Below are 20,302 nucleotides of genomic sequence, written 5' to 3' on the forward strand. Positions count from 1 at the left end.
TTAATAAACGGCCATTTCTGGTTCGATATCCCGAGCCCAGGCATTGATACCGCCATCCAGATTGTAAAGGTTTGTCAGGCCATCCTGGGCATACAAATACTGAGCAACGTTGGCTGAACGAATGCCGTGATGACAATACACAACAACGGGCCGGTCGGTTGGAATTCGCTTCCGGTTATTGGGTATCATACCCACCGGAATCAGAACGGCTCCCTCCAGGTGACAAAGTTCATATTCGGGCCGTTCACGGACATCCAGCAAGAAAATATCGTCGCCCAAGGCCAGTCGTTCAGCCAGTTCCTGAACGGATATTTTCTGGGGACCCGAGGCACCGGGGTTCGTGCGGGTACCAGCCGATGCGAGCCCTTCACGCGCTATTTTTTCGGCATCGGCCCGCCGTTTGGTTTTTATCTTCTGCTGGCTCATCGTCAGCAGGTCGACCATTAATAACTGTTCGCTTAATGACTGACCAATGCCGGTAATGAGTTTGATAACTTCGCTGGCCTGAAATGTACCGATAACGCCGGGCAACACGCCCAATACGCCCGTGTCGTTGCAGTTCGGGATTTCTATTTCGTTCGGATATTCGGGAAACAGGCATCGGTAGGTAGGTCCCCGCTTGCCGTCGCCCAGGTCAGCGTTCAGTACGGCTACCTGACCCTCGAAGCGGTGAATCGCTCCATAAACAAATGGTTTGCCCAGCGTAACGCAGATGTCATTAACCAGATAGCGTACTTTGAAATTATCGGTACAATCCACCACAATGTCATAGCCGTCAATGATGGCGCGGGCGTTGCTGATGTCGAGCGCCATTGTGTAGGTATCGAACGTCAGGTCAGGATTTAACCGGTTGAGGTGATTGATAGCTGCCTTGGCTTTTGATTTGCCTACCTCGTCTGTTGTGTACAGCACTTGCCGCTGCAAATTGCTTAAGTCAACGACGTCGGGGTCAATAACGCCAATCGTACCTACGCCGGCCGCCGTCAGGTACAGCAGGACGGGGCAACCGAGGCCGCCCGCGCCGACGACCAGGACACGGGCATTTTTGAGCCGAAGCTGGCCTTTTGCACCAATTTCGGGTAAGTTCAAGTGTTTCTGATAGCGTTGCTTTTCGGCAGGAATTAGGGTTGTCGCTTCCATAATGACACAATAATAGGCAACCCTGAGCAGTGTTGCATTAATCCAACAGAATTTGGGGGGCTAAAATTGCACCGAATGAAGCTCAAATAGAAATATTTACCAAACGTTATCGATGTGTTTTTTTTTAGTACTATTGCCCCGACAAAATCCTAACGATTCTCAACTATGAACAATCTGCGCTTTCCAGCAATTACTTCCTCATTTCGCCCACAGGCAACTGTTGGCTTGCTGGCGCTTACCCTTACTCTTAACATGGGTTCTGCCATTGCCGCTACGAATGCGCCTGGTCCAAAGCCCGCTGGTTACTCGGCTGATTACCTGCTCAAAAAAGGTAAGTGGGAGAGTCTTTTCGATGGGAAAACGTTGACGGGCTGGCACACATACCTCAAGGAAGGGCAGCCGGTATCGGATAAATGGACGGTCAATGACGGGGCCATTCACCTGAGTGATGGCGGGGCTGGTGACCTGGTGACCGATAAAGAATATGGCAATTTCGAATTGGAAGTTGAGTGGAAAATTGCGGAAGGTGGCAATAGCGGCATCATTTTTCATGTCCACGAAGATCCAAAATATAAAGCCACGTATCAGACGGGTCCCGAAATGCAGGTTCTTGATAATGAGCGCCATCCGGATGCTAAGAAGGGACGTGATGGCAACCGTACGGCTGGTTCCTTATATGATTTGCAAAAGCCCGTTACGCCCGGTGCTGCCAAACCCGCCGGTGAATGGAATAAGGCCCGACTGGTTATCAACAACGGGAAAGCAGAGCAGTATCTGAATGGTAAGAAAACCGCCGAATACCCGACCAGTGGCCCGGAGTGGGATAAAATGGTGGCAGAGAGTAAATTTAAAGGGTGGGAAGGCTTTGGTAAATATGCTACCGGCCATATTGCCCTTCAGGATCATGGCAATAAGGTTTGGTACCGCAACATTCGGATACGCGAACTGTAATTTTGAATGATAGAATGACTGAATGATAGAATGGCTTTGCCTATTCACTATTCAGTCATTCTATCATTCAGTCATTCTAAATTATATGAAACCTTACTCCCGCCGAACGGCTCTGAAAACTCTGACCGGTACTGCCCTAACGCTACCGTTGCTGTCTGATTCTTTTGCAAGCTCTATGACTCAATCTGAAAAAGCGGCTCCGCTAAAAGGTCGCATTAATCACTCAGTTTGCCGCTGGTGTTACAGCAAAATACCACTCGATGATCTTTGCAAAGCTGCTAAAGGGATGGGAATCAAATCGATCGACTTGACTGGTCCCGACGAATGGCCTACCCTGAAAAAATATGGCCTGACATCGGCGCTGCCCCAGGGCGCGGGTAAAGGCATTGGGGATGGGTTTAACAACCCTAAATTTCACGATGAACTGGTGGCTAGCTACGAAGCTATTTTTCCAAAGTTGAAAGAAGCTGGTCTGACAACCGTTATTTGCTTTTCGGGAAATCGGCGGGGCATGAGCAATGAAGAAGGCCTGGAAAACTGTGCTGTTGGCCTGAAACGGCTGATGCCAAGCGCCGAAAAACACGGCATTACGATGATCATGGAGTTGCTCAACAGCAAGGTGGATCATAAGGATTACATGTGCGACCATACGGCCTGGGGAGCCGAACTCTGTAAACGGGTTGGTTCCGAAAACTTCAAGTTGTTGTATGATATCTACCACATGCAGATCATGGAGGGCGACATCATCCGCACGATTCGTGAATACAACAAGTACATTGGTCACTACCACACGGGGGGCAATCCTGGTCGGAATGAGATCGACGAAACTCAGGAGCTTTATTATCCGGCTATTATGAAAGCCATTGTCGACACGGGTTTTAAAGGCTATGTAGCGCAGGAGTTTATTCCTAAACGCGACCCGCTTACCAGCCTGAAAGAAGCCGTGTTAATTTGTGACGTATAAGATAAAGTAGAGCCGCGGTCCTTGGCGGCTCTACAATTTATAATTCTTGTATTCTCCAATTCGCCAGCCCGTCAGCTTCTCGATAAACGTGAGAAAACGCACTCTGGGCGAATAACGTTTTTGGCTGGTATCGAACGTAAACGGCCAGTTCAGTCGGTCAACGCGGGCTTGCATGACGGCCGGATGGGTTTCCGTAAAATGGGCTAGTGAATCAATCTGACTATAGTCAAATACGTCGATGCCGGCATCGGCTTTGGCTATGGTTTCGCTTGTATGCCAAAAGTGATTCGCATTTCGGAGTCGTTTTTTTTGTGTTTCCGGGGGCTTCACCCAACCGTAGTGGTAAATGTACGCATCGATCAGTTTGACCTTTAACTTCTGATTGTCGCGGGTTCTGAAGCCCTGAGCATCTCTGTACGCTACGACATTGCCTGTATTCCGGATCACCCGTACTTCCCGACGATACCAACGCCGGGAATCGCCCACGTAACTGTACGATCCATAGAAGTGCAAGTAGTTAAACAACAAACCTTCCACGCGTCTGTCGTCCAGGTAGTTCTGCATGGCTTCCCGAACAACAGGAATGTACTGTTCATGCAGGACCTCATCACCCTGAATATAAAAAGCCCAGTCAACATCGGGCGATACAGCGGCTAAGGCTTTATCCGTTTCCTGCGCTAAGACACGTCCTCCGGCACGGGCACTATCATCCCAGGTAGTCCGGATAATGCGGATCTTATCCGACGAGATGGATTGGATCAGGGCCAACGTATCATCGTCCGAATCGCCCACGGCAATAATAAATTCATCGCATACGGGCAGAACGGATGTGATAGCCTCAATGATTGGATAATCGAATTGAATGGCATTTCGGATAAAACTGAATCCAGCTACTTTCATGGGAAACGGGACTGGTTGGCAACAGACAGGCCAAAGATAAGACCCTTTTAGGATTCACATGGCTTTGCTGACTAGTAGAGAAACGTTTAGACGATAGATTTGCTGATTGTATCCAAATGAATAACCCGATGGTGGCTGTTACGTTTAGCCACACCGTTATCAACGAGTTGACATACAACGAGCGTGGCGAACCTATCTGGCACGTAGGGAACCTTTTATTTATACGGATAATCGGTAGGGGTAGCGGAGCAAACCATCAAAGAAAGACAATACTCTGATAGTGAGAAGAATAATTAAGGAAGAAACGGGTAGGGTAGCACGTAAGTTAATTTATGAAATTAATGGTATAGGCTTGGACTAAATCATTAAGTAGCAACTTTCAGCGGGGCATAGTATCTTTTTATCATTTGTTTTAAGTTGTTTACAAAATAGTAGCACACGTATGATTTTGATGTCATGCTCATTCGTTATGTAGCACAAAATAATTAATTTTATGTACTTTTTAAGAAATTGGTATATTAAATTTTAGTTTTAATTTAAAGAATAGTACTTTTATTAACTAGATATTATACTGCCCATTAAATAAACTGGCGTATTGGTTTTCGGGTTTTCTTATTTTGTAGTTTGAAAACGTCGGTGCTAATACTCATATTTGTAACAAGAGTAAATTAGTGGACTTTAATGTAATGTTTCACTTCTCTCCGAGAAGACAATAATTGATTCTTCCTCTTTAACAAAAACAACGACCAATATATGAAAGTCGTCAAGCGTAGAAACCGCCAGATGACCATGGAGCGAATTTTGCGCGCCATGGGTGAAGTAATGGCCGAACGAGGCACTGAAAAAGCGGGCATTAATGCCGTCGCAGACCGAGCTGGAGTTAACAAAGTGCTGATTTATAGGTACTTCGGTGGCTGGAACGGTTTGTTGGAAGCCTACGTGCATCGTGGTTTCTTCCTTTCCATGTTCAATGAAAAGTTCATGGATTCGGTGCCGGATAATTTAGCACCGGAGGCCCGCAGTAAAGCCTGGTCGGAATACACCATTCAGTTCATGCGGGAATTTCGAACACGTAAGTCTTCACAAGAGCTTATTCGTTGGGAAATGTCAAACGGCGAAACCGAGCTGGCTCGCCGGCTTGCCGATTTTCGGGATCAGTCCTACAAAAGTATGGTTGCTAAGCTAGCGCCTTATTCAGACTTTGATCCACTGGCAATTACTAGCTTGATGGTCGCTGCAGTGACCAATATTGTGCTTAACAGCACCCAGAGGGACCATATTGGCGATATCGACCTCCGCTCCGATACCGGTTGGGAACGCCTGGAAACTGCCATACGCCGGATCTATTCCAGCCTGAACATCGCGCTCGAACGTGAGCAGTCGAAGGCAAAATAAGGTATGATGGCCGATTGGCAACGTATACATTTGTACGTTAGTGCTGAACCGTACGTTGTCAATCGGCCATCAAAAGTTAGTTCATCAGTTGTTCTATTTCCTCCGCTTCGAGCGGGATGTTCTTCATCAGGTCAATATTACCTGATTCGGTGATAAGTACGTTGTTCTCAAGGCGTACACCCAGTTTCTCTTCCCGGATGTAAATGCCCGGTTCAACCGTAAAGACCATACCCGGCTCCATTTTTCGGTATTTATTACCTACATCGTGTACATCGAGACCCAGGAAGTGCGAGGTGCCGTGCATGAAGTATTTCTTGTACAAGGGAGCGTCGGGGTTCTGATTCTGAACGTCGGTTCGGTCAAGCAAGCCCAGTCCAATCAACTCAGATTCCATTACCTTGCCTACTTCACGGTGGTACTCGTCCCACAAATTGCCGGGTCTGAGCATCTGCGTGGCCTCCTTCATTACACGTAGCACAGCCTCATAAACGGCCCGTTGGCGAGTCGTAAATCGTCCGTTTACAGGCACCGAGCGAGTCATATCCGCGTTGTAATTGGCGTATTCCGCACCAATATCGAGCAGAATGACGTCACCGTCCTGACACTGCTGGCTGTTGTCGATATAATGCAACACGCAGGCGTTGGCACCCGACGCAATAATGGGCGAATAGGCAGCTCCCCGCGATCGGTTACGCAGAAATTCATGCATCATTTCAGCCTCGATCTCGTACTCCCAGACACCAGGTTTGATAAAACCCAGAAGCCGCCGAAACATGTTGTCCGTGATATCAATGGCCGTCTGAATCAGGGGAAGTTCCTGCGGTTGTTTGATGGCCCGAAGGTGGTGCATCAAGGGAGCCAGCCGTTCTAACTGATGCAGCGGGTATTTTTCCCGAAATTCGGTAATGTATCGGGCATCCCGGCTTTGAACGTCCACCGTGGCGCGCGTGTGTTCGTTGGTATTCAAGTAAATATGGTTGGCCTCAAAGACCATCTGTCCAAAAATCTGCTCGAACTGATGCATCCAGTAAACCTGCTTTTGGGGCAAACCCGTCACCTGTTCTGCTTCGGCTTTGGTCAGTTTATGGCCTTCCCATATTTCGATCAGTTCGCTGGTTTCGCGCAGAAAAAGAACTTCCCGGAATTTTGGATCAGGATGTTCGGGAAACAGGACCAGCCGTGTTTCTTCCTGATCGACACCCGTTAGATAAAAGAGGTCGTTATTCTGGCGAAAGGCCATCGTACCATCCGCATTGGTCGGCAAAATGTCGTTGGCATTGACCACTACCAGCGATTTGGGTTTCAGCAAAGCCGTGAGCCGCTGGCGATTGTGAACAAAAAGTTGATTATCAATCGGTAGATAACGCATATAGTGACTATTGAGGGCGCGTTTGTGATTAAGTTTGCAAAGAAACTCAAAACCAGCAAGAGTTTCCGTGCATTTTCTTGTTTAGGCTATAGCCCGTTTATCGTTAAAGCAAACAGCCTGTTTATTCTCTTCCTAAACTAACCATGACGACTCGATTAGTTGGACTGTTCTTTTTATTGGTGTTTTTTCTACAGAGTGCGGCCCTTATAGCCTTGCCTGCACAGGCTAATCCCGGCCTGACCCCAACGGATAGACACCTGCCCAAATACTGGATTTTACTTCAAAATAAAGACCAGGCGTCGGCTGTGGCCTTGTCGCCAACGGCTATTGCCGGGCGAAAATTACAGAATTTGCCGGTAGACGATACCGATCAGCCCGTTTCGACGGTCTACCTGAATGAGCTTAAGCAGGCGGGGATTCAACCCATCTGTCAGTCGAGGTGGCTCAATGCGGTATCGGTTCGGTTGACGCCTGACCAATATGCAAAGGTTATAAAAATGCCGTTTGTGAAAGCCATTCACCCTATCGATCCGGCTATTGTGATCACCTCGACTTCCTTACCGGCAACCCTGAACATGGCTCCTGTCATGTCGCAGATTCAGGCCCCTGATTTTACGAGAGCTGGTTTGACGGGCCGGTTTGTAAACGTTGGCGTTATTGACGCCGGATTTTTTGGTGCTGATTCGGCGAATGCGCTCAAGCACGTTTTCGCCCGTGACGGTGTAAAGCGTGTGCGCGATTACGTGAATGAAAAGAAGACCCACAGTGATCTGTTCCGCACCCTGGAATCCAATGCCGATTTTCATGGGACAGAGGTGCTGGCCGCGATAGCCGGCAGTGACCCAACCGAAAATATTCAGTTTGGGCTGGCTACGGATGCAACGTTTTACCTCGCCCGCAGCGATCAGGGCAATCGGGAGTATCGGGGTGAGGAGGATAACTGGGTCGCGGCCATGGAATGGATGGACAGCCTGGGTGTTCGGCTCATCAACACATCGCTGGGGTATGCAAAGGGCATGAGTAACCCTAAAGACAATTACGAGCCGGGCCAGATGGACGGCCATACAAGCCTCATTAGTCAGGCTGCCCAGATCGCTGCCGACAAGAAAGGCATCTTAATCATTGTATCGGCCGGAAATGAGGGAGAAGATCGCTCCTGGCGAATCATCAGCACGCCCGCCGATGCGCAGGGTGTGCTGGCTATTGGAGCCACCAATGCCCGCCTTTGGAATCGCATTGGCTACAGTAGTATCGGGCCGGAAAGTTTACCGTATTTGAAGCCAAACGTAGCCTGCTTTTCGCTCTATGGTACCTCACTGTCGGCGCCCGTCATCACCGGATTTGCGGCCTGTATCATGCAGGCGAATCCGAAACTAACGAATAAGGAGGTAATGGCCATTATCGAAAAATCGGCACACCTGTATCCATACGGAAATAACTACGTCGGGTATGGTGTACCGCAGGCATCGCGGGCGCTGGCTTTGCTGCGTAATCAGCCATTACCGGCTGCACCACGGGTTGTGCAGGCCAGCGGTAAAACAGTGACGCTGCCCATTGATACCAGTGAGTTGACGGTATCGGTATTTCATAAGAAAGACGCTACCCACGTGTTACAACAGGAAGCGGCCAAGGTGAACAATGGTAAACTGATTCTGCGCCGGTCAACGGATGAAAAACAAACGACGGTGGATTTGAAAAAAGAAGTCATCGAAATCATTTGGGAGTAAAACGCAGTATGAAGGAAAATTAATTTTTAGTTCAGACAGGCTTTAAACCGCGATTCTAGCTTTGCTTCCGTAATCAACCAGTAAACAATAATTGACTTATGGAAACCAACCCTAAATTAATCGCTACCGTTGCCCTTGCCCTGGCTTTAGCTTCTCCTTTCGTGCACGCTCAAAGTCTGGACGGACCGCCCGTAGTCCAAAACCTACCGGGTGTCGATGGTCCGGCTGGGCCTCCTCCGGGTGGCCCCGGTCGTCGGCCCGGCCGGCCCGGCCCGGGAGCAAATCGTGATGAACTTGGTCCCGGCAGAGACCGTCAGATGAATGGGCTTACCTCGCTAACGACCGTTTCGGGCACCGTAGGGCAGCTTACCGGCAATGATGATTTTATCCTGGACGGCTTCACACTCAATGCGGGTTCTGGCTCGGCCATCACCGTAAAGTTTCCGCCCCATTTGGGTACACAGGTTCAGAAAGCTATCAAGGTGGGTAGTACGGTGAGCGTAACGGGGTATACCGAAACAACACCCACCGGTGAAACGCGATTTAGAATGAATAGCCTGACGGCGGGTAAAACAACCGTGCTCGATTCGCCCCCGGTTCCCCCGGCCATAACGCCCGATGTGCCTGCTTTGACAACAGCCACGGGGAAAATTGCCGATTACCGACTCGATAGGGAAGGGCGCGTCAACGGATTAGTGCTGGATGATAAAACCGTGGTCAGTATGCCGTCGCACGTGGCCTACCAGCTAACGGATCTGGTTAAAAAAGGAAGTACGATCACCGTACAGGGGTACCCTAAAACGCTTCGCGATGGTCAGGTTCAGCTGGAAAGAGTGAAAGTACTGCGGGCTTCGGTGCTAACCATCAATGGTCATCAGTATTTAGTACGCTAGTGGTTGACGGACAGTAGGGCTTATACGATATAATCCGGTGCAACATTAACTAGTTGACGTTGCACCGGGTTATATCGTACATAGTCTGTACGCACTTACCATCGTGAAGATATTAGTCATTGAAGATGAACGAAAACTGGCCCGGTTTATTAAACAGGGGCTGGAGCAGCATGGTCACGTGGCCGATTTGACCCATTCCGGATCGGAAGGCCTCGACCATATTGCAGGGGGCTTGTACGATCTGGTACTGCTCGATCTGATGCTGCCGGGACAAACGGGGTTCGAGGTATTACAAAATCTGCGGGCGTTTGGGCTGACTGTTCCCGTGATGATTCTGTCGGCGTTAAGTGATCCGGATAAGGTTGTGCAAGGTCTGGATTTAGGCGCGGTCGATTATTTGCGCAAGCCCTTTGATTTCAACGAGTTATTAGCCAGGATCAGGGTACTGCAACGTAAAAGCGCGACAAGTAATGATGTGGTTTTGCGGGTGTCCGATCTGGAGATGCACCTCATTACCCACGAAGTTGTGAAAAGTAAGACAACCCTTGATCTGACTAATCGAGAGTTTGCGTTGCTTGAACTGCTGATGCGAAAGGCCGGCCAACTGGTCACCAAAAATGAAATTGCTGAGAAAGTCTGGGCGGTCGACTTCGACATGGGCAGCAATGTCATCGAAGTGCATATTTACCAGTTACGAAAAAAGCTTGATACTATCGGGAACACGGGCTTAATCGAGACGCTAATTGGCCGGGGTTATCGGCTCAAAACGGCATGAGCCTTCGTAGCCGTATCGTGCTGGCCGTTACGGCGGTGTTTGCCGGCATTAGTCTGCTGGCTGGCTGGTTAATGCTCAACCGTGCCGAAACGAGTTTACGAACGGCATTTGATCGGGCACTCCAGACCCGCGCCCAATGGCTATTGTCGATGGTTAGCGTTGATCCGGTTATTTTGCCCTTACCCACCGACCGGGAGCGGATGCTGGTCATGTATCATGCCTATGGCCGTACTCGTGAGTTGTTCAGAAGTCCGGGCTTTCCGGATAAATCCGGTCCAGATCAGCGTCAGGACTCGCAGCGCTTTTCATACCGCGCCGTAACGACGCAGGCAACTACAGAGCAGGCTCCCGATGGACAGATCCGGCTAACCTTATCGGTAGCCGACATGAGTTTGCGTCAGGACATAAATCAGTTGCGCTGGGTCTTCGGTCTGGGCTGGTTGTTGAGTCTGGCATGCGCTTTCGGGGCTGGTTACGCGGTGGCGGGGTGGTTGTTACGCCCTATTCAGTCTATTGTCGATCAGGCAAACAGGATAAGTAATGCTACGGACGATAGCCAGATTACGCTGCCAAAATCACGCGATGAGGTGTACCAACTGACGGATACATTGAATCGGATGCTGGGCCGGATTCGGGAAAATGTTGACCTGCAACGGAATTTCTTTGGCGCGGCTGCTCACGAATTGCGAACCCCGTTGACGATCATGAAAACGGGCCTTGAAGTAACCCTCGGTGACGAACGGGTTTCCGGCGCGGTGAAGCCATTTTTGGCCAGCCAGTTGGATGAAGTCAGCCGATTGACCCGACTGCTCGGTGAGTTTCTCACTCTCAGCCGTCCCGAAGAGTCGGCACAACCCCTCCGACTGAGTGAAGTCGATGTTCCCCAATTGATCAGTCAATGCTTGTCCCAACTAACGAGCCTGTCGGTTGAGTATGAGGTCACTACGTATCTGGAGACAGATGAATCGGTGCCAACATTGACGGATGCTGTCAAGCTGGAACACGTTCTGCTGAACCTGATCGAAAATGCCATCAAATATGCCGTTACGGGGAGTTCGGTGCAGATTCAGGCAACATATTCGACGGGTTGGCGCATTCGGATACGGAACCAGACGGCTCGTGCCAGTGGGCCTACGCTTGATCTGATGCAACCGTATTTCAGGGCCGATCCGCTTAAGGAAGGGCATGGGTTAGGCCTTTGGATCAGTCACCGGCTGACCGTACTGCTTGGCGGAAACTTACGGCTCGACTGGCAGGATTTTGCCTTCACCAGCGAGTTATTGCTGCCAGCGTCAATCTGCTAGTTTACACATCCAGGCTGAACGATCGATGAACGGGTGTTACGGCCAATCGACTTGATAAACGTCATCGTGTATACAGAACGAAGCCGGTCTATAGTTGAGAGCTATAGACCGGCTTCGTTCTGTAAGCGGTAGCGAATTATAGATACTTGCCTTGGCTCAGGTAGTTTTTTACGTAATCGGAAATGCCATCTTCCAGCGACGAAAATGGCCGGTCGTAGCCAATCGAGCGAAGTTTAGCCATGTTAGCCTGCGTGAAATACTGGTATTTGTCGCGAATGTCAATGGGCGTGTCCACGAAACTGATATCGGGCTCAAGGTCAAGCGCCTTAAACGTGTTGCGGGCCAGGTCGAGGAAGGTACGGGCCTTACCGCTGCCCAGGTTATAAATGCCTGAATTTCGCCGGTGGTGCATCAGAAACGAACACACGTCGACCACATCTTTCACATAAACGAAATCGCGCATTTGTTCCCCATCGGCGAAGTCAGGGTTGTGCGACCGAAACAATTTCATTTTCCCGGATTCCTTAATTTGTCGGAAGGTATGGAAAATGACCGACGCCATCCGGCCTTTGTGGTACTCGTTCGGACCGTAAACGTTGAAGAATTTCAGCCCGGCCCAGAAAAACGGTTTGCGTTCCTGCTCCAGTGCCCAGATGTCGAATTCGTTTTTGGAATCGCCATAAGGGTTGAGTGGTTTCAGTTGTGGAATCAGCGATTCGTTGTCATCGTAGCCTAGCTCGCCCAGACCGTAGGTAGCTGCTGAGGAGGCATATACGAGCGGAATCTGGTATTGAATACAGCGGTTCCAGATCTGCTTGGAATATTCAACGTTCAGGTGTTCGAAAATCTGCCGATCAAACTCGGTTGTATCTGTACGGGCACCAATGTGAAAGATGAACTCGACCTCGTGGTAATTCTGATCGAGCCAGTCGAAAAACACTTCTCGATCCACACGCTCCTGAATGCGTTTCCCGGCTAGGTTGGCCTCTTTTTCAGGATTTGAAAAATCATCAACAGCGATGATGAAATTGAAGTTTTCCTGATTCAGCTTGCTGATTAAACAGCTTCCAATAAAACCGGCGGCTCCAGTAACGATGATCATAAAAGGGTAGTCGTAAAGGTATTCGTGGTGATAATTAGATAAGTAGTTGAAGAGGTTATGCAAAAGTGGCTGTAAAGATACGGGTTTTTAGACGGACAAAGGAATAGCGTATTTCCTGATTAAATTGGATTTATTTTATATGGACAAGGCGCTTACAGGCTGGCTACTGCCTGGATTTTCGATACAGTAGGCCTCTGTACTGTTCGCACCTTTTTTGTACCTTTGCGGTTTATTTTTCAAATCGGCGTTTCTGGCAACCGCCCCATCTAAACCAGAAAAATGGTCTATATTAACAGAATTGAACATTTCAACGCGGCTCACCGGCTCTACAATCCAGCCTGGTCAGAAGAGCGGAACAAAGAAGTATTTGGCCCCTGTGCGAACATAAACTGGCATGGGCATAACTTCGAATTGATCGTAACCGTAAAGGGCGAACCGGATCCCGGTACGGGCTTCGTGATCGACCTGAAATTGCTGGGCGACATTGTTAAACGGGAAGTGATCGAGAAAGTGGATCATAAAAACCTGAACCTCGATGTGGATTTTATGCAGGGTAAAATGGCCAGTTGTGAAATCTTCATCATGGAAATCTGGAAGATTCTCGAACGGGCGCTCGAACCCGTAACGGAAGCCCACCTGCACCAGCTGCGGCTCTATGAAACTCCCAAAAACTTTGTGGATTATTTTGGTGAATAAATCGGTGTATTTGTGAAATACTACCTCATTGCCGGGGAACGCTCGGGCGATCTGCACGGGGCCAATCTTGTTCGGGCCATTCGCTCATACGACAGTCAGGCTACGTTCAGGGCGTACGGTGGTGAGCAGATGGAAGCTGCCGGAACGGTACTGGTACGCCATTATCGCGAAATGGCGTTTATGGGGTTTCTGGAGGTCGTAAAAAATCTGGGTACCATTCGCCGGATTCTGCGTGAGTGTCAGGCTGATTTGTTGGCGAATCGGCCTGACGTGCTTATTCTGATCGATTATGCCGGGTTCAATCTGCGGATGGCGCGTTTTGCCAAAAAGCATGGGATTCGGGTGTTCTATTATATCTCGCCAAAGGTATGGGCCTGGAATCAGCGTCGGGCGCTCAAGATAAAGGCAACGGTCGACAAGCTGTTTACTATTTTACCTTTTGAGACGGCGTTCTTCGCTAAGTACGACTACCAGGTGGAATACGTCGGTAACCCTTTACTCGATGCCCTTGCCGACTTCAAGCCCAATCCATCTTTCCGTCGGGAAATAGGTGTCGATGCGCGTCCGGTCATTGCGCTTCTGCCTGGTAGCCGCCACCAGGAAATTACCTCCATTCTGCCACTAATGCTGCGGGCCGTTGCTTACTTCCCGACTTATCAGTTTGTCGTTGGTACCGTGAGTAATCTGCCTGCTTCGCTGTATGATACCCTTCTGGCCGATTATCCTACCGTACTGCGTGTGGATGATGCCGCCTATGATTTACTGCACATAGCCACGGCGGCCCTCGTTACCTCCGGCACGGCTACCCTCGAAACGGCCCTGCTCAACATTCCGCAGGTCGTGTGTTACAAAACAACCGGTATCAGTTATGCGATTGCCAAAAACCTGATCGCAGTGCCTTATATTTCGCTCGTCAACCTGATTGCGGACCATGAAGTGGTGAAGGAGCTAATTCAAAACGACCTCACCCCCGATCACATCACGGCCGAACTTCAACGCATTTTACCGGGCCAGGATGGCCGTTCCATTTTGTTGGGTGGTTATGCCGACGTGCAGAAGAAAATGGGTCTTCCCGGCGCTTCGGAACGCGCAGGCCGATTGATGGTCGAAGCCTTACAAAATGGGTAAGGCTTCTGATTTATAGATAGTTATTCGGATTGATTTGGTTCATTTGTAGCATTCAGCCACACGACTTTTTGCTCGGGTGAATGGTCCTGGCTAATGATGTCCCGGTACAGATCAGGCCGTCGCGCTTTCCGATATCGATAGCCACCTGCATTTTGCAGTTTATCCGGCGTACAGGTAGCTATGGCGATCGCATTGTCCAATTCCCGGCATTCGGCTATTACATCGCCAAAAGGATCAATGATCATTGAGCAACCATTTTTTAACTGATCATCATCCATGCCGATGGGGTTGGCGAATACAACGTAAATCCCATTATCGTAAGCACGGGCAGGCAGCCATTTCATGAGCCAGGCGCGCCCTTTCATACCGTCGAATTCCAGTCGTAGGGAAGTTGGGTCATTTTGTCGGTTATACCAGAGTGCCGGGTCGGCAAAACCGGCTCCGGGGCGCGTAGAGGGCGTCAGCATCGTTACGTGGGGCATAAAAATAATATCGGCACCCAGCAGAGCTGTCGCCCGGACGTTCTCGACAACATTGTTGTCGTAGCAGATAAGAATACCGCATTTCCAGCCCAGTAAATCAAAGACAACATACTCGTTGCCAGGCAATAAATGCGGGTTGATGAACGGATGCAGTTTGCGGTACTTGGCCACTAATCCGTTCTTATCGACACACACGTAGGCCTTGAAAAGCCGGTCCTCCTGATCTTTCTCAAATAAGCCAGCCAAAATAACGATATCGTTGGCGCGGGCAATCTGCGTTAGTGCCCCAAGGCTATCTCCTTCCGGAATATATTCGGCTATTGCCAGCAGTTGTTCCCTGGACAGATGCCGGGCAAACGTATACCCAGTAATGGAGCACTCATGGAAAGCAATAACCTGAGCGCCCTGTTGAGCTGCTCTGGCCGAAAGGGTTTCAATAACGTGGAGATTGTACGCCTTGTCGCCACTCGCATTTTCAAATTGCGCGGTCGCAATCTTAAGGTTTTGCATGACACGGTCTATGTAGGAAGGATACTAAAAAAGGGTGCTTGCCAAAACGCTTCAGTTGACTAAAACGCCTGAATCGTACGGCTATGAACGGCTAAAAGGGAGCATTCAGGCAATCATACCCGTATCTTCCCACTGTTTCAGCCAGTCTTTTTTGATGCCATGTACCTGTGAAAAGAAGGCGTAGAAAGGAAGCATGTCGGTTGCGTAATGGCCGGTTACGTAGAGGGGCTCACTCAGGAGAATGAGTTTGCGGGGCCAGTCGAAACCAACCAGAATAAGCGGGACGTTGGCCTTGAGGGCGATGTAATAAAAACCCGTTTTGAGCTTGTCGACATTGCTGCGCGTGCCTTCGGGGGCAATGCAAATGTGGAGACGTTCACTCTGGTTGAAGACCTCCGCCGTTGCATCGACTAAATTGTGGGACTTGTCCCGATAGACAGGTTTGCCACCTAATGCCCGGAATAACCAGCCTGAATACCACTTGAAAAGCGAACTTTTGGCCAGGTACTGAATCCAGATATGGATGGTTGGTCTTATGCCAAGGCCGAGCAGGAAATCCCAGTTGGTCGTGTGCGGAGCCACTACCCAAATCGCTTTCGGAACAGTTGGGACAGGGCCAACGACCCGCCATCCACATCGTTTAAACAACCAACGGGTAAGGGTACTGAGCATGTACTTGGCGAATGGACTGTCGTTTAGGGTTTACGAGTTGGCCTTCCAGCTAGCGGAGGCAGCATCAAAAAACGTGAAGGCTAACCCGTAACCCATAAACCAGCTTAGTACTTCCGGTCATTGCGCTCTAACCAGCGGCCCGTTATGAACGAAGCAGTGAGTAATACTGCGTAAAACAGAAGTGTCAAAGGTGTTGATAAATCCATGTCAGTTTTCAGTTGAATGCTGTTGCAAAAATACGATAGCCTTTTGATTTTAAACCTATCGGGTTACCAAGACCTTGCCGATTTTTTGTTTATAAAACTCCTTTCGTGCTGGGTAGGTTATCCAATTCGTTGATATCACGCCGAACGGCCATCTTTATTGATTTGGCGAATGCCTTGAAAATGGCTTCGATCTTATGGTGCTCATTATCGCCTTCGACCTTGATGTTCAGGTTGCAAAGGGCTGTGTCTGAGAACGATTTGAAAAAATGGTAAAACATTTCGGTGGGCATATCGCCGATTTTCTCCCGCTTGAACTCGGCACTCCAGACCAGCCACGGGCGCCCCGAAAAATCAATGCCTACCTGGGCCAGGGCTTCATCCATGGGCAATAAAAAACCATAACGGCTAATGCCCCGTTTGTCGCCAAGAGCGCGACGGTAAGCTTCGCCCAATGCCAGCGCGGTGTCTTCAATGGTGTGGTGTTCATCGATATGCAGATCGCCATCAACCCGGATGGTAAGATCGGCACCGGAGTGTTTCGCTACCTGATCGAGCATGTGATCGAAAAAGCCGAGACCCGTGTGGATGTCGGCACGACCGCGCCCGTCGAGGTTCAACTCAACCCGAATCTGTGTTTCTTTCGTATTTCGTTCAACGGTGGCGGTGCGGGCGGGCAGGCGAAGAAATTCATATATTTCATCCCAATCGCCTGTTTTAAGCGCGATGGCGTCCTGCATCGCATCGGTCAGGCCATCCACATCGGCGGCTTGTACCGTAGACAAACCGTTGGGCGGCAGGAATAGAATAGCTTTAGCTCCCAGGTTAACGGCCAGTTGAACATCCGTGAGCCGATCGCCGATCACGTAACTATTAGCCAGGTCATAGCCAGCCTCGAAGTACTGCGTCAGCATGCCGATGCCCGGCTTGCGGGTTGTCGAATTGTCGCGCGGGAAATGGCGGTCAATATGGACGGCTGCGAAATGGACATTTTCGCCCGCAAAAGTATCCATCATCTTATTGTGGGCGGGCCAGAATGTGTCTTCGGGGAACGAATCGGTACCGAGCCCATCCTGATTGGTCACCATGACCAATTCGTAATCCGTGTCTTCGGCGATTTTTCGCATAGCCGAAATCGCTTTCGGAATATAGTCGAGTTTGGCCAGGGAGTCAACCTGTTGATCGGGCTGTGGCTCGGCAATGAGCGTACCGTCACGGTCAACAAATACTATCTTTTGCATACAGTGAATAAGAGAATTCCGACAAAGATACGGTCACAGCGTATTGCAAACGAAAATATGCTACTTTTGCAGCAGAGTTCTTGTATAGCTGTTTTTACCGTTTCTATCAATATCCATATCATCATTTACCGTATTCGTTTCGGCTGCATTTATTAATGTACTGTTTCTTCAAGTGCCTGTAAAAGAAAGCTGTTCGTATAAGTTAGTTCTACCGACTCAGACAGATAACCGTAAAAGATAACAACTATCATTAATCGAGTACATAATAAACATACACCTAATAACTCTTACTAAATAACATGCCAGCAGAAGCATCAAGACTGACCCGTATCGGGGTTTTTTATGACGGTAATTATTTTCTACACGTAAGCAACTACTATAACTATTCTCACGAACGTCGCAGTCGCATCAGTATTTCGGGTCTGCATGCCTTCATTCGTCGGCAGGTAGCCGAAGAGGAGGGCGTAAATGAACGCCTTTGCCAAATCGTAGACGCACATTATTTTCGGGGGCGGCTCAATGCCCATGAAGCCAATCAGCGGGGTAATCAACTATTTTACGATCGCCTGTTCGATGATATTTTGATGTCGGAAGGGGTGGTTACGCACTACTTACCCGTAAAAACGTATCAAGGGTACCGGCAGGAAAAAGGGATCGATGTGTGGCTGGCACTGGAAGCTTTTGAACTTGCCCAGTATAAGAAATTCGATGTTGTCGTGCTCATTACGTCAGATGGCGATTATGTGCCGCTCATCCGGAAGCTCAATACCCTTGGCTCACGAATTATGGTCCTGAGCTGGGATTTTGAATTCCTGAACGAACAGGGAGAAAAGCAGGTGACCCGGACATCGCAGGATCTACTGGAAGAAGTTTCGTATCCGGTGGCGATGCACGGCCTGATTGACGACCGGAGTCGTCGGAATGATTTGGTTATTCAGAATTTGTTTGTGAAGCAGCAGGCCCGGCCCACCTTCACGGCGATAGCTGGCAATGGGAGTACCTTCAGCAATGGAAATAGCTTTGGCGAACTCAGTGCGGGCGATGCCTATGAAGAAGCGTATCCAGCGTCCGACGAACCAAATTATAACCTTGCCGACGCAATAGATGATGATCCTGAAGGACGGAAAATCAGTACGATCCGTAGCCTGAAGACAGGGTATGGTTTTGTGAACTATCCGCCCAACAACCTGTTTTTTCACTACACCAGCCTGATCGATACCGACTTCAATGAATTACAGGTAGACGATGAGGTTGAGTTCACCGTTGGCCGTAATGCTGAAGGCAAAGATATCGCGGTTGATGTCCGGCTGTTACCCGTTTAACAATGAATAGCGTTCGTGTGTCGGTTGAAGACCTGTTGAACTGGCGTTGGCAGGCGCTGGCCTGGGCAATCGCCGAAGAAGCTCACGAAAACGGATTTGTTGCCTTTCTGAATAACAACGGAATCGATTACCCAAATGACCCCTTTCCCAACCGGCTTTTCGTCGGGGCGAAACGGGTCATTTCGTTTTCGGGGGAAGAGGCCGCTGGGCGCGATGCGTTTGACCTACTCCAGCAGGCTCACTGCGAAAAACCAACCTATCTAGTCGGTTACTTAAGCTACGATCTCAAGAATCAACTGGAAGACCTGACCAGCCGTAACCCGGATCGACTTCAGTTTCCGGATGCTTATTTTGTTGAGCCAGCGTGGATTATCGATTTCGAACAATCCGACGTTTTGGGCGATGCGCTAATTATCCAGGGGGAGGGCGACACCAGCGCCCTATTGAAGCAATTACGATCCTTCACGCCGATTGCTCCTTCGGTAGCTTCTCCTGCTTCCCCCGAAGGTATTCAATGCCGAGTGTTACCGGAAGATTATTTGGGGGCTGTTCGCCGGATCCAAGATCACATTCGGGCGGGCGATGTGTATGAACTGAACTACTGCATCGAGTTTTTCATCCAGCAGGCAGGCCACCTCGATCCGTTGCAGACATACCGTGCTTTGAATGAGCGATCACCCATGCCGTTTTCGAGTTTTATGAAGTTGGGCGACCGCTATGTGATGGGAGCTTCGCCCGAACGGTTTTTGAAGAAAACAGGCAGCCGGATTCTGTCGCAGCCCATTAAAGGAACCGTTCGGCGCGGACAAACGCCCGACGAAGATGCGGCCCTGCGCGCTTACCTGCTCAACTCGGAGAAGGAGCGGGCCGAAAACCTGATGATTGTTGATCTGGTTCGGAACGACCTTGCCCGTAGTGCGAAAACTGGCTCGATAGGGGTCGATGAACTATTCGGTATTTACGGATTTCAGCAGGTGTTTCAAATGATTTCGACGGTTTCGGCCACGCTGCACGAGCGCGTTTCCTGGGCCGAAGCCATTCGCAATGCCTTTCCGATGGGGAGTATGACCGGAGCCCCCAAAATTCGCTCCATGCAGTTGATCGACGAACTGGAAGTTAGTCGCCGGGGCGTGTATTCGGGGGCTATCGGTTTCATAACCCCCGATGCTGATTTTGATTTCAGCGTTGTTATTCGAACGCTGCTCTACAATGCTCAGACCGGGTATGCGTCTTTCTCGGTCGGTAGTGCCATTACCTACGATGCCGAACCAGAGCAGGAGTGGGAGGAGTGTTTACTGAAAGCCCGAGCCATTCGGGACGTGCTGGCGTCGTCTTTTCCGGCTCAGTAGTACGATTTTCCAAAAAGTTTCTCTTTTCGTATGGAATTCTCCGCAAATGGGCATCCTATAAGCTACTACAAGCAACGTTTTAGTTTAAAAATGACTCATTATCAATGCTGTTAGCCTTTAACTAAATTCACTACTATAAATTTAGTTAAAAAACGTTAACAGTGTGCGCATTTGGCACT

18 protein-coding genes are annotated in these 20,302 nt (G+C 49.5%); 11 read left to right on the plus strand and 7 right to left on the minus strand.

Annotated features, from left to right (window positions below; genetic code table 11):
* Positions 1 to 1,140, minus strand: a complete 1,140-nt coding sequence (moeB, locus tag ACYU8Y_RS24640) for a molybdopterin-synthase adenylyltransferase MoeB (RefSeq protein ID WP_460940815.1) — start codon at positions 1,138 to 1,140, stop codon at positions 1 to 3.
* A gap of 165 nt (positions 1,141 to 1,305) precedes the next feature.
* Between moeB and ACYU8Y_RS24645 the strand changes: the two genes are divergently transcribed.
* Positions 1,306 to 2,091 carry a 3-keto-disaccharide hydrolase gene (locus ACYU8Y_RS24645; RefSeq protein WP_460940816.1) on the plus strand — a complete coding sequence of 262 codons (786 nt, stop codon included), beginning with the start codon at positions 1,306 to 1,308 and terminating at the stop codon, positions 2,089 to 2,091.
* An 85-nt stretch (positions 2,092 to 2,176) separates the two neighbouring features.
* Positions 2,177 to 3,055 carry a hydroxypyruvate isomerase family protein gene (locus tag ACYU8Y_RS24650; RefSeq protein WP_460940817.1) on the plus strand — a complete coding sequence of 293 codons (879 nt, stop codon included), beginning with the start codon at positions 2,177 to 2,179 and terminating at the stop codon, positions 3,053 to 3,055.
* 30 nt (positions 3,056 to 3,085) lie between these two features.
* Here the strand turns inward: ACYU8Y_RS24650 and ACYU8Y_RS24655 are convergent, their stop codons facing one another.
* Positions 3,086 to 3,955 (minus strand): glycosyltransferase family protein, encoded by an 870-nt coding sequence (locus ACYU8Y_RS24655; RefSeq protein WP_460940819.1) that lies wholly within the window; start codon positions 3,953 to 3,955, stop codon positions 3,086 to 3,088.
* A gap of 753 nt (positions 3,956 to 4,708) precedes the next feature.
* On the opposite strand from ACYU8Y_RS24655, the gene ACYU8Y_RS24660 reads away from it, so the two are divergent.
* On the plus strand, positions 4,709 to 5,350 hold the full coding sequence (locus tag ACYU8Y_RS24660; RefSeq protein WP_460940820.1) for a TetR/AcrR family transcriptional regulator: 642 nt from the start codon (positions 4,709 to 4,711) through the stop codon (positions 5,348 to 5,350).
* A 76-nt stretch (positions 5,351 to 5,426) separates the two neighbouring features.
* Here the strand turns inward: ACYU8Y_RS24660 and ACYU8Y_RS24665 are convergent, their stop codons facing one another.
* The gene (locus ACYU8Y_RS24665; protein WP_460940821.1) at positions 5,427 to 6,719 is read right to left on the minus strand and encodes an aminopeptidase P family protein; all 1,293 of its coding nucleotides are present in this window, start codon (positions 6,717 to 6,719) and stop codon (positions 5,427 to 5,429) included.
* A 143-nt stretch (positions 6,720 to 6,862) separates the two neighbouring features.
* Here ACYU8Y_RS24665 and ACYU8Y_RS24670 point away from each other — a divergent pair, with 143 nt between their 5' ends.
* The 4 genes from ACYU8Y_RS24670 to ACYU8Y_RS24685 all read left to right on the plus strand — a co-directional run bounded on the left by ACYU8Y_RS24670 (position 6,863) and on the right by ACYU8Y_RS24685 (position 11,418).
* Positions 6,863 to 8,446, plus strand: a complete 1,584-nt coding sequence (locus ACYU8Y_RS24670) for a S8 family serine peptidase (RefSeq protein WP_460940822.1) — start codon at positions 6,863 to 6,865, stop codon at positions 8,444 to 8,446.
* A gap of 98 nt (positions 8,447 to 8,544) precedes the next feature.
* Positions 8,545 to 9,339 (plus strand): hypothetical protein, encoded by a 795-nt coding sequence (locus tag ACYU8Y_RS24675; protein WP_460940823.1) that lies wholly within the window; start codon positions 8,545 to 8,547, stop codon positions 9,337 to 9,339.
* Between the two features lie 103 nt (positions 9,340 to 9,442).
* Positions 9,443 to 10,114: a response regulator transcription factor gene (locus ACYU8Y_RS24680; RefSeq protein WP_460940824.1), complete on the plus strand. Its 672-nt coding sequence runs from the start codon at positions 9,443 to 9,445 to the stop codon at positions 10,112 to 10,114.
* Entirely contained in the window at positions 10,111 to 11,418 is a 1,308-nt protein-coding gene (locus ACYU8Y_RS24685) for a sensor histidine kinase (protein WP_460940825.1), read from the plus strand. Before ACYU8Y_RS24680 ends, ACYU8Y_RS24685 begins: the two co-directional genes overlap by 4 nt.
* Before the next feature lie 136 nt (positions 11,419 to 11,554).
* On the opposite strand, the gene rfaD is transcribed toward ACYU8Y_RS24685, so the two are convergent.
* Positions 11,555 to 12,520: an ADP-glyceromanno-heptose 6-epimerase gene (rfaD, locus tag ACYU8Y_RS24690; protein ID WP_460940826.1), complete on the minus strand. Its 966-nt coding sequence runs from the start codon at positions 12,518 to 12,520 to the stop codon at positions 11,555 to 11,557.
* Between the two features lie 279 nt (positions 12,521 to 12,799).
* On the opposite strand from rfaD, the gene ACYU8Y_RS24695 reads away from it, so the two are divergent.
* Both ACYU8Y_RS24695 and lpxB read left to right on the plus strand, forming a co-directional pair.
* Positions 12,800 to 13,216 (plus strand): 6-pyruvoyl trahydropterin synthase family protein, encoded by a 417-nt coding sequence (locus tag ACYU8Y_RS24695; protein WP_460940827.1) that lies wholly within the window; start codon positions 12,800 to 12,802, stop codon positions 13,214 to 13,216.
* A 12-nt stretch (positions 13,217 to 13,228) separates the two neighbouring features.
* Positions 13,229 to 14,344 carry a lipid-A-disaccharide synthase gene (gene lpxB, locus ACYU8Y_RS24700; protein WP_460940828.1) on the plus strand — a complete coding sequence of 372 codons (1,116 nt, stop codon included), beginning with the start codon at positions 13,229 to 13,231 and terminating at the stop codon, positions 14,342 to 14,344.
* Positions 14,345 to 14,364: 20 nt separating this feature from the next.
* Here the strand turns inward: lpxB and ACYU8Y_RS24705 are convergent, their stop codons facing one another.
* From ACYU8Y_RS24705 to hisB, 3 genes are all read right to left on the minus strand, one after another.
* Positions 14,365 to 15,336 (minus strand): nitrilase family protein, encoded by a 972-nt coding sequence (locus ACYU8Y_RS24705; protein WP_460940830.1) that lies wholly within the window; start codon positions 15,334 to 15,336, stop codon positions 14,365 to 14,367.
* A gap of 105 nt (positions 15,337 to 15,441) precedes the next feature.
* A complete protein-coding gene (locus ACYU8Y_RS24710) occupies positions 15,442 to 16,008 on the minus strand; it encodes a 1-acyl-sn-glycerol-3-phosphate acyltransferase (protein ID WP_460940831.1) in 567 nt (188 codons plus the stop codon).
* A 295-nt stretch (positions 16,009 to 16,303) separates the two neighbouring features.
* Positions 16,304 to 17,452, minus strand: a complete 1,149-nt coding sequence (gene hisB / locus ACYU8Y_RS24715; protein ID WP_460940832.1) for a bifunctional histidinol-phosphatase/imidazoleglycerol-phosphate dehydratase HisB — start codon at positions 17,450 to 17,452, stop codon at positions 16,304 to 16,306.
* A gap of 299 nt (positions 17,453 to 17,751) precedes the next feature.
* On the opposite strand from hisB, the gene ACYU8Y_RS24720 reads away from it, so the two are divergent.
* Positions 17,752 to 18,774, plus strand: coding sequence for an NYN domain-containing protein (locus ACYU8Y_RS24720; protein WP_460940833.1), 1,023 nt, complete (start codon positions 17,752 to 17,754; stop codon positions 18,772 to 18,774).
* Between the two features lie 2 nt (positions 18,775 to 18,776).
* Positions 18,777 to 20,123 carry an aminodeoxychorismate synthase component I gene (pabB, locus tag ACYU8Y_RS24725; RefSeq protein ID WP_460940834.1) on the plus strand — a complete coding sequence of 449 codons (1,347 nt, stop codon included), beginning with the start codon at positions 18,777 to 18,779 and terminating at the stop codon, positions 20,121 to 20,123.
* Positions 20,124 to 20,302: the final 179 nt, after the last annotated feature.

The sequence above is a fragment of the Spirosoma humi genome, from assembly GCF_054776575.1.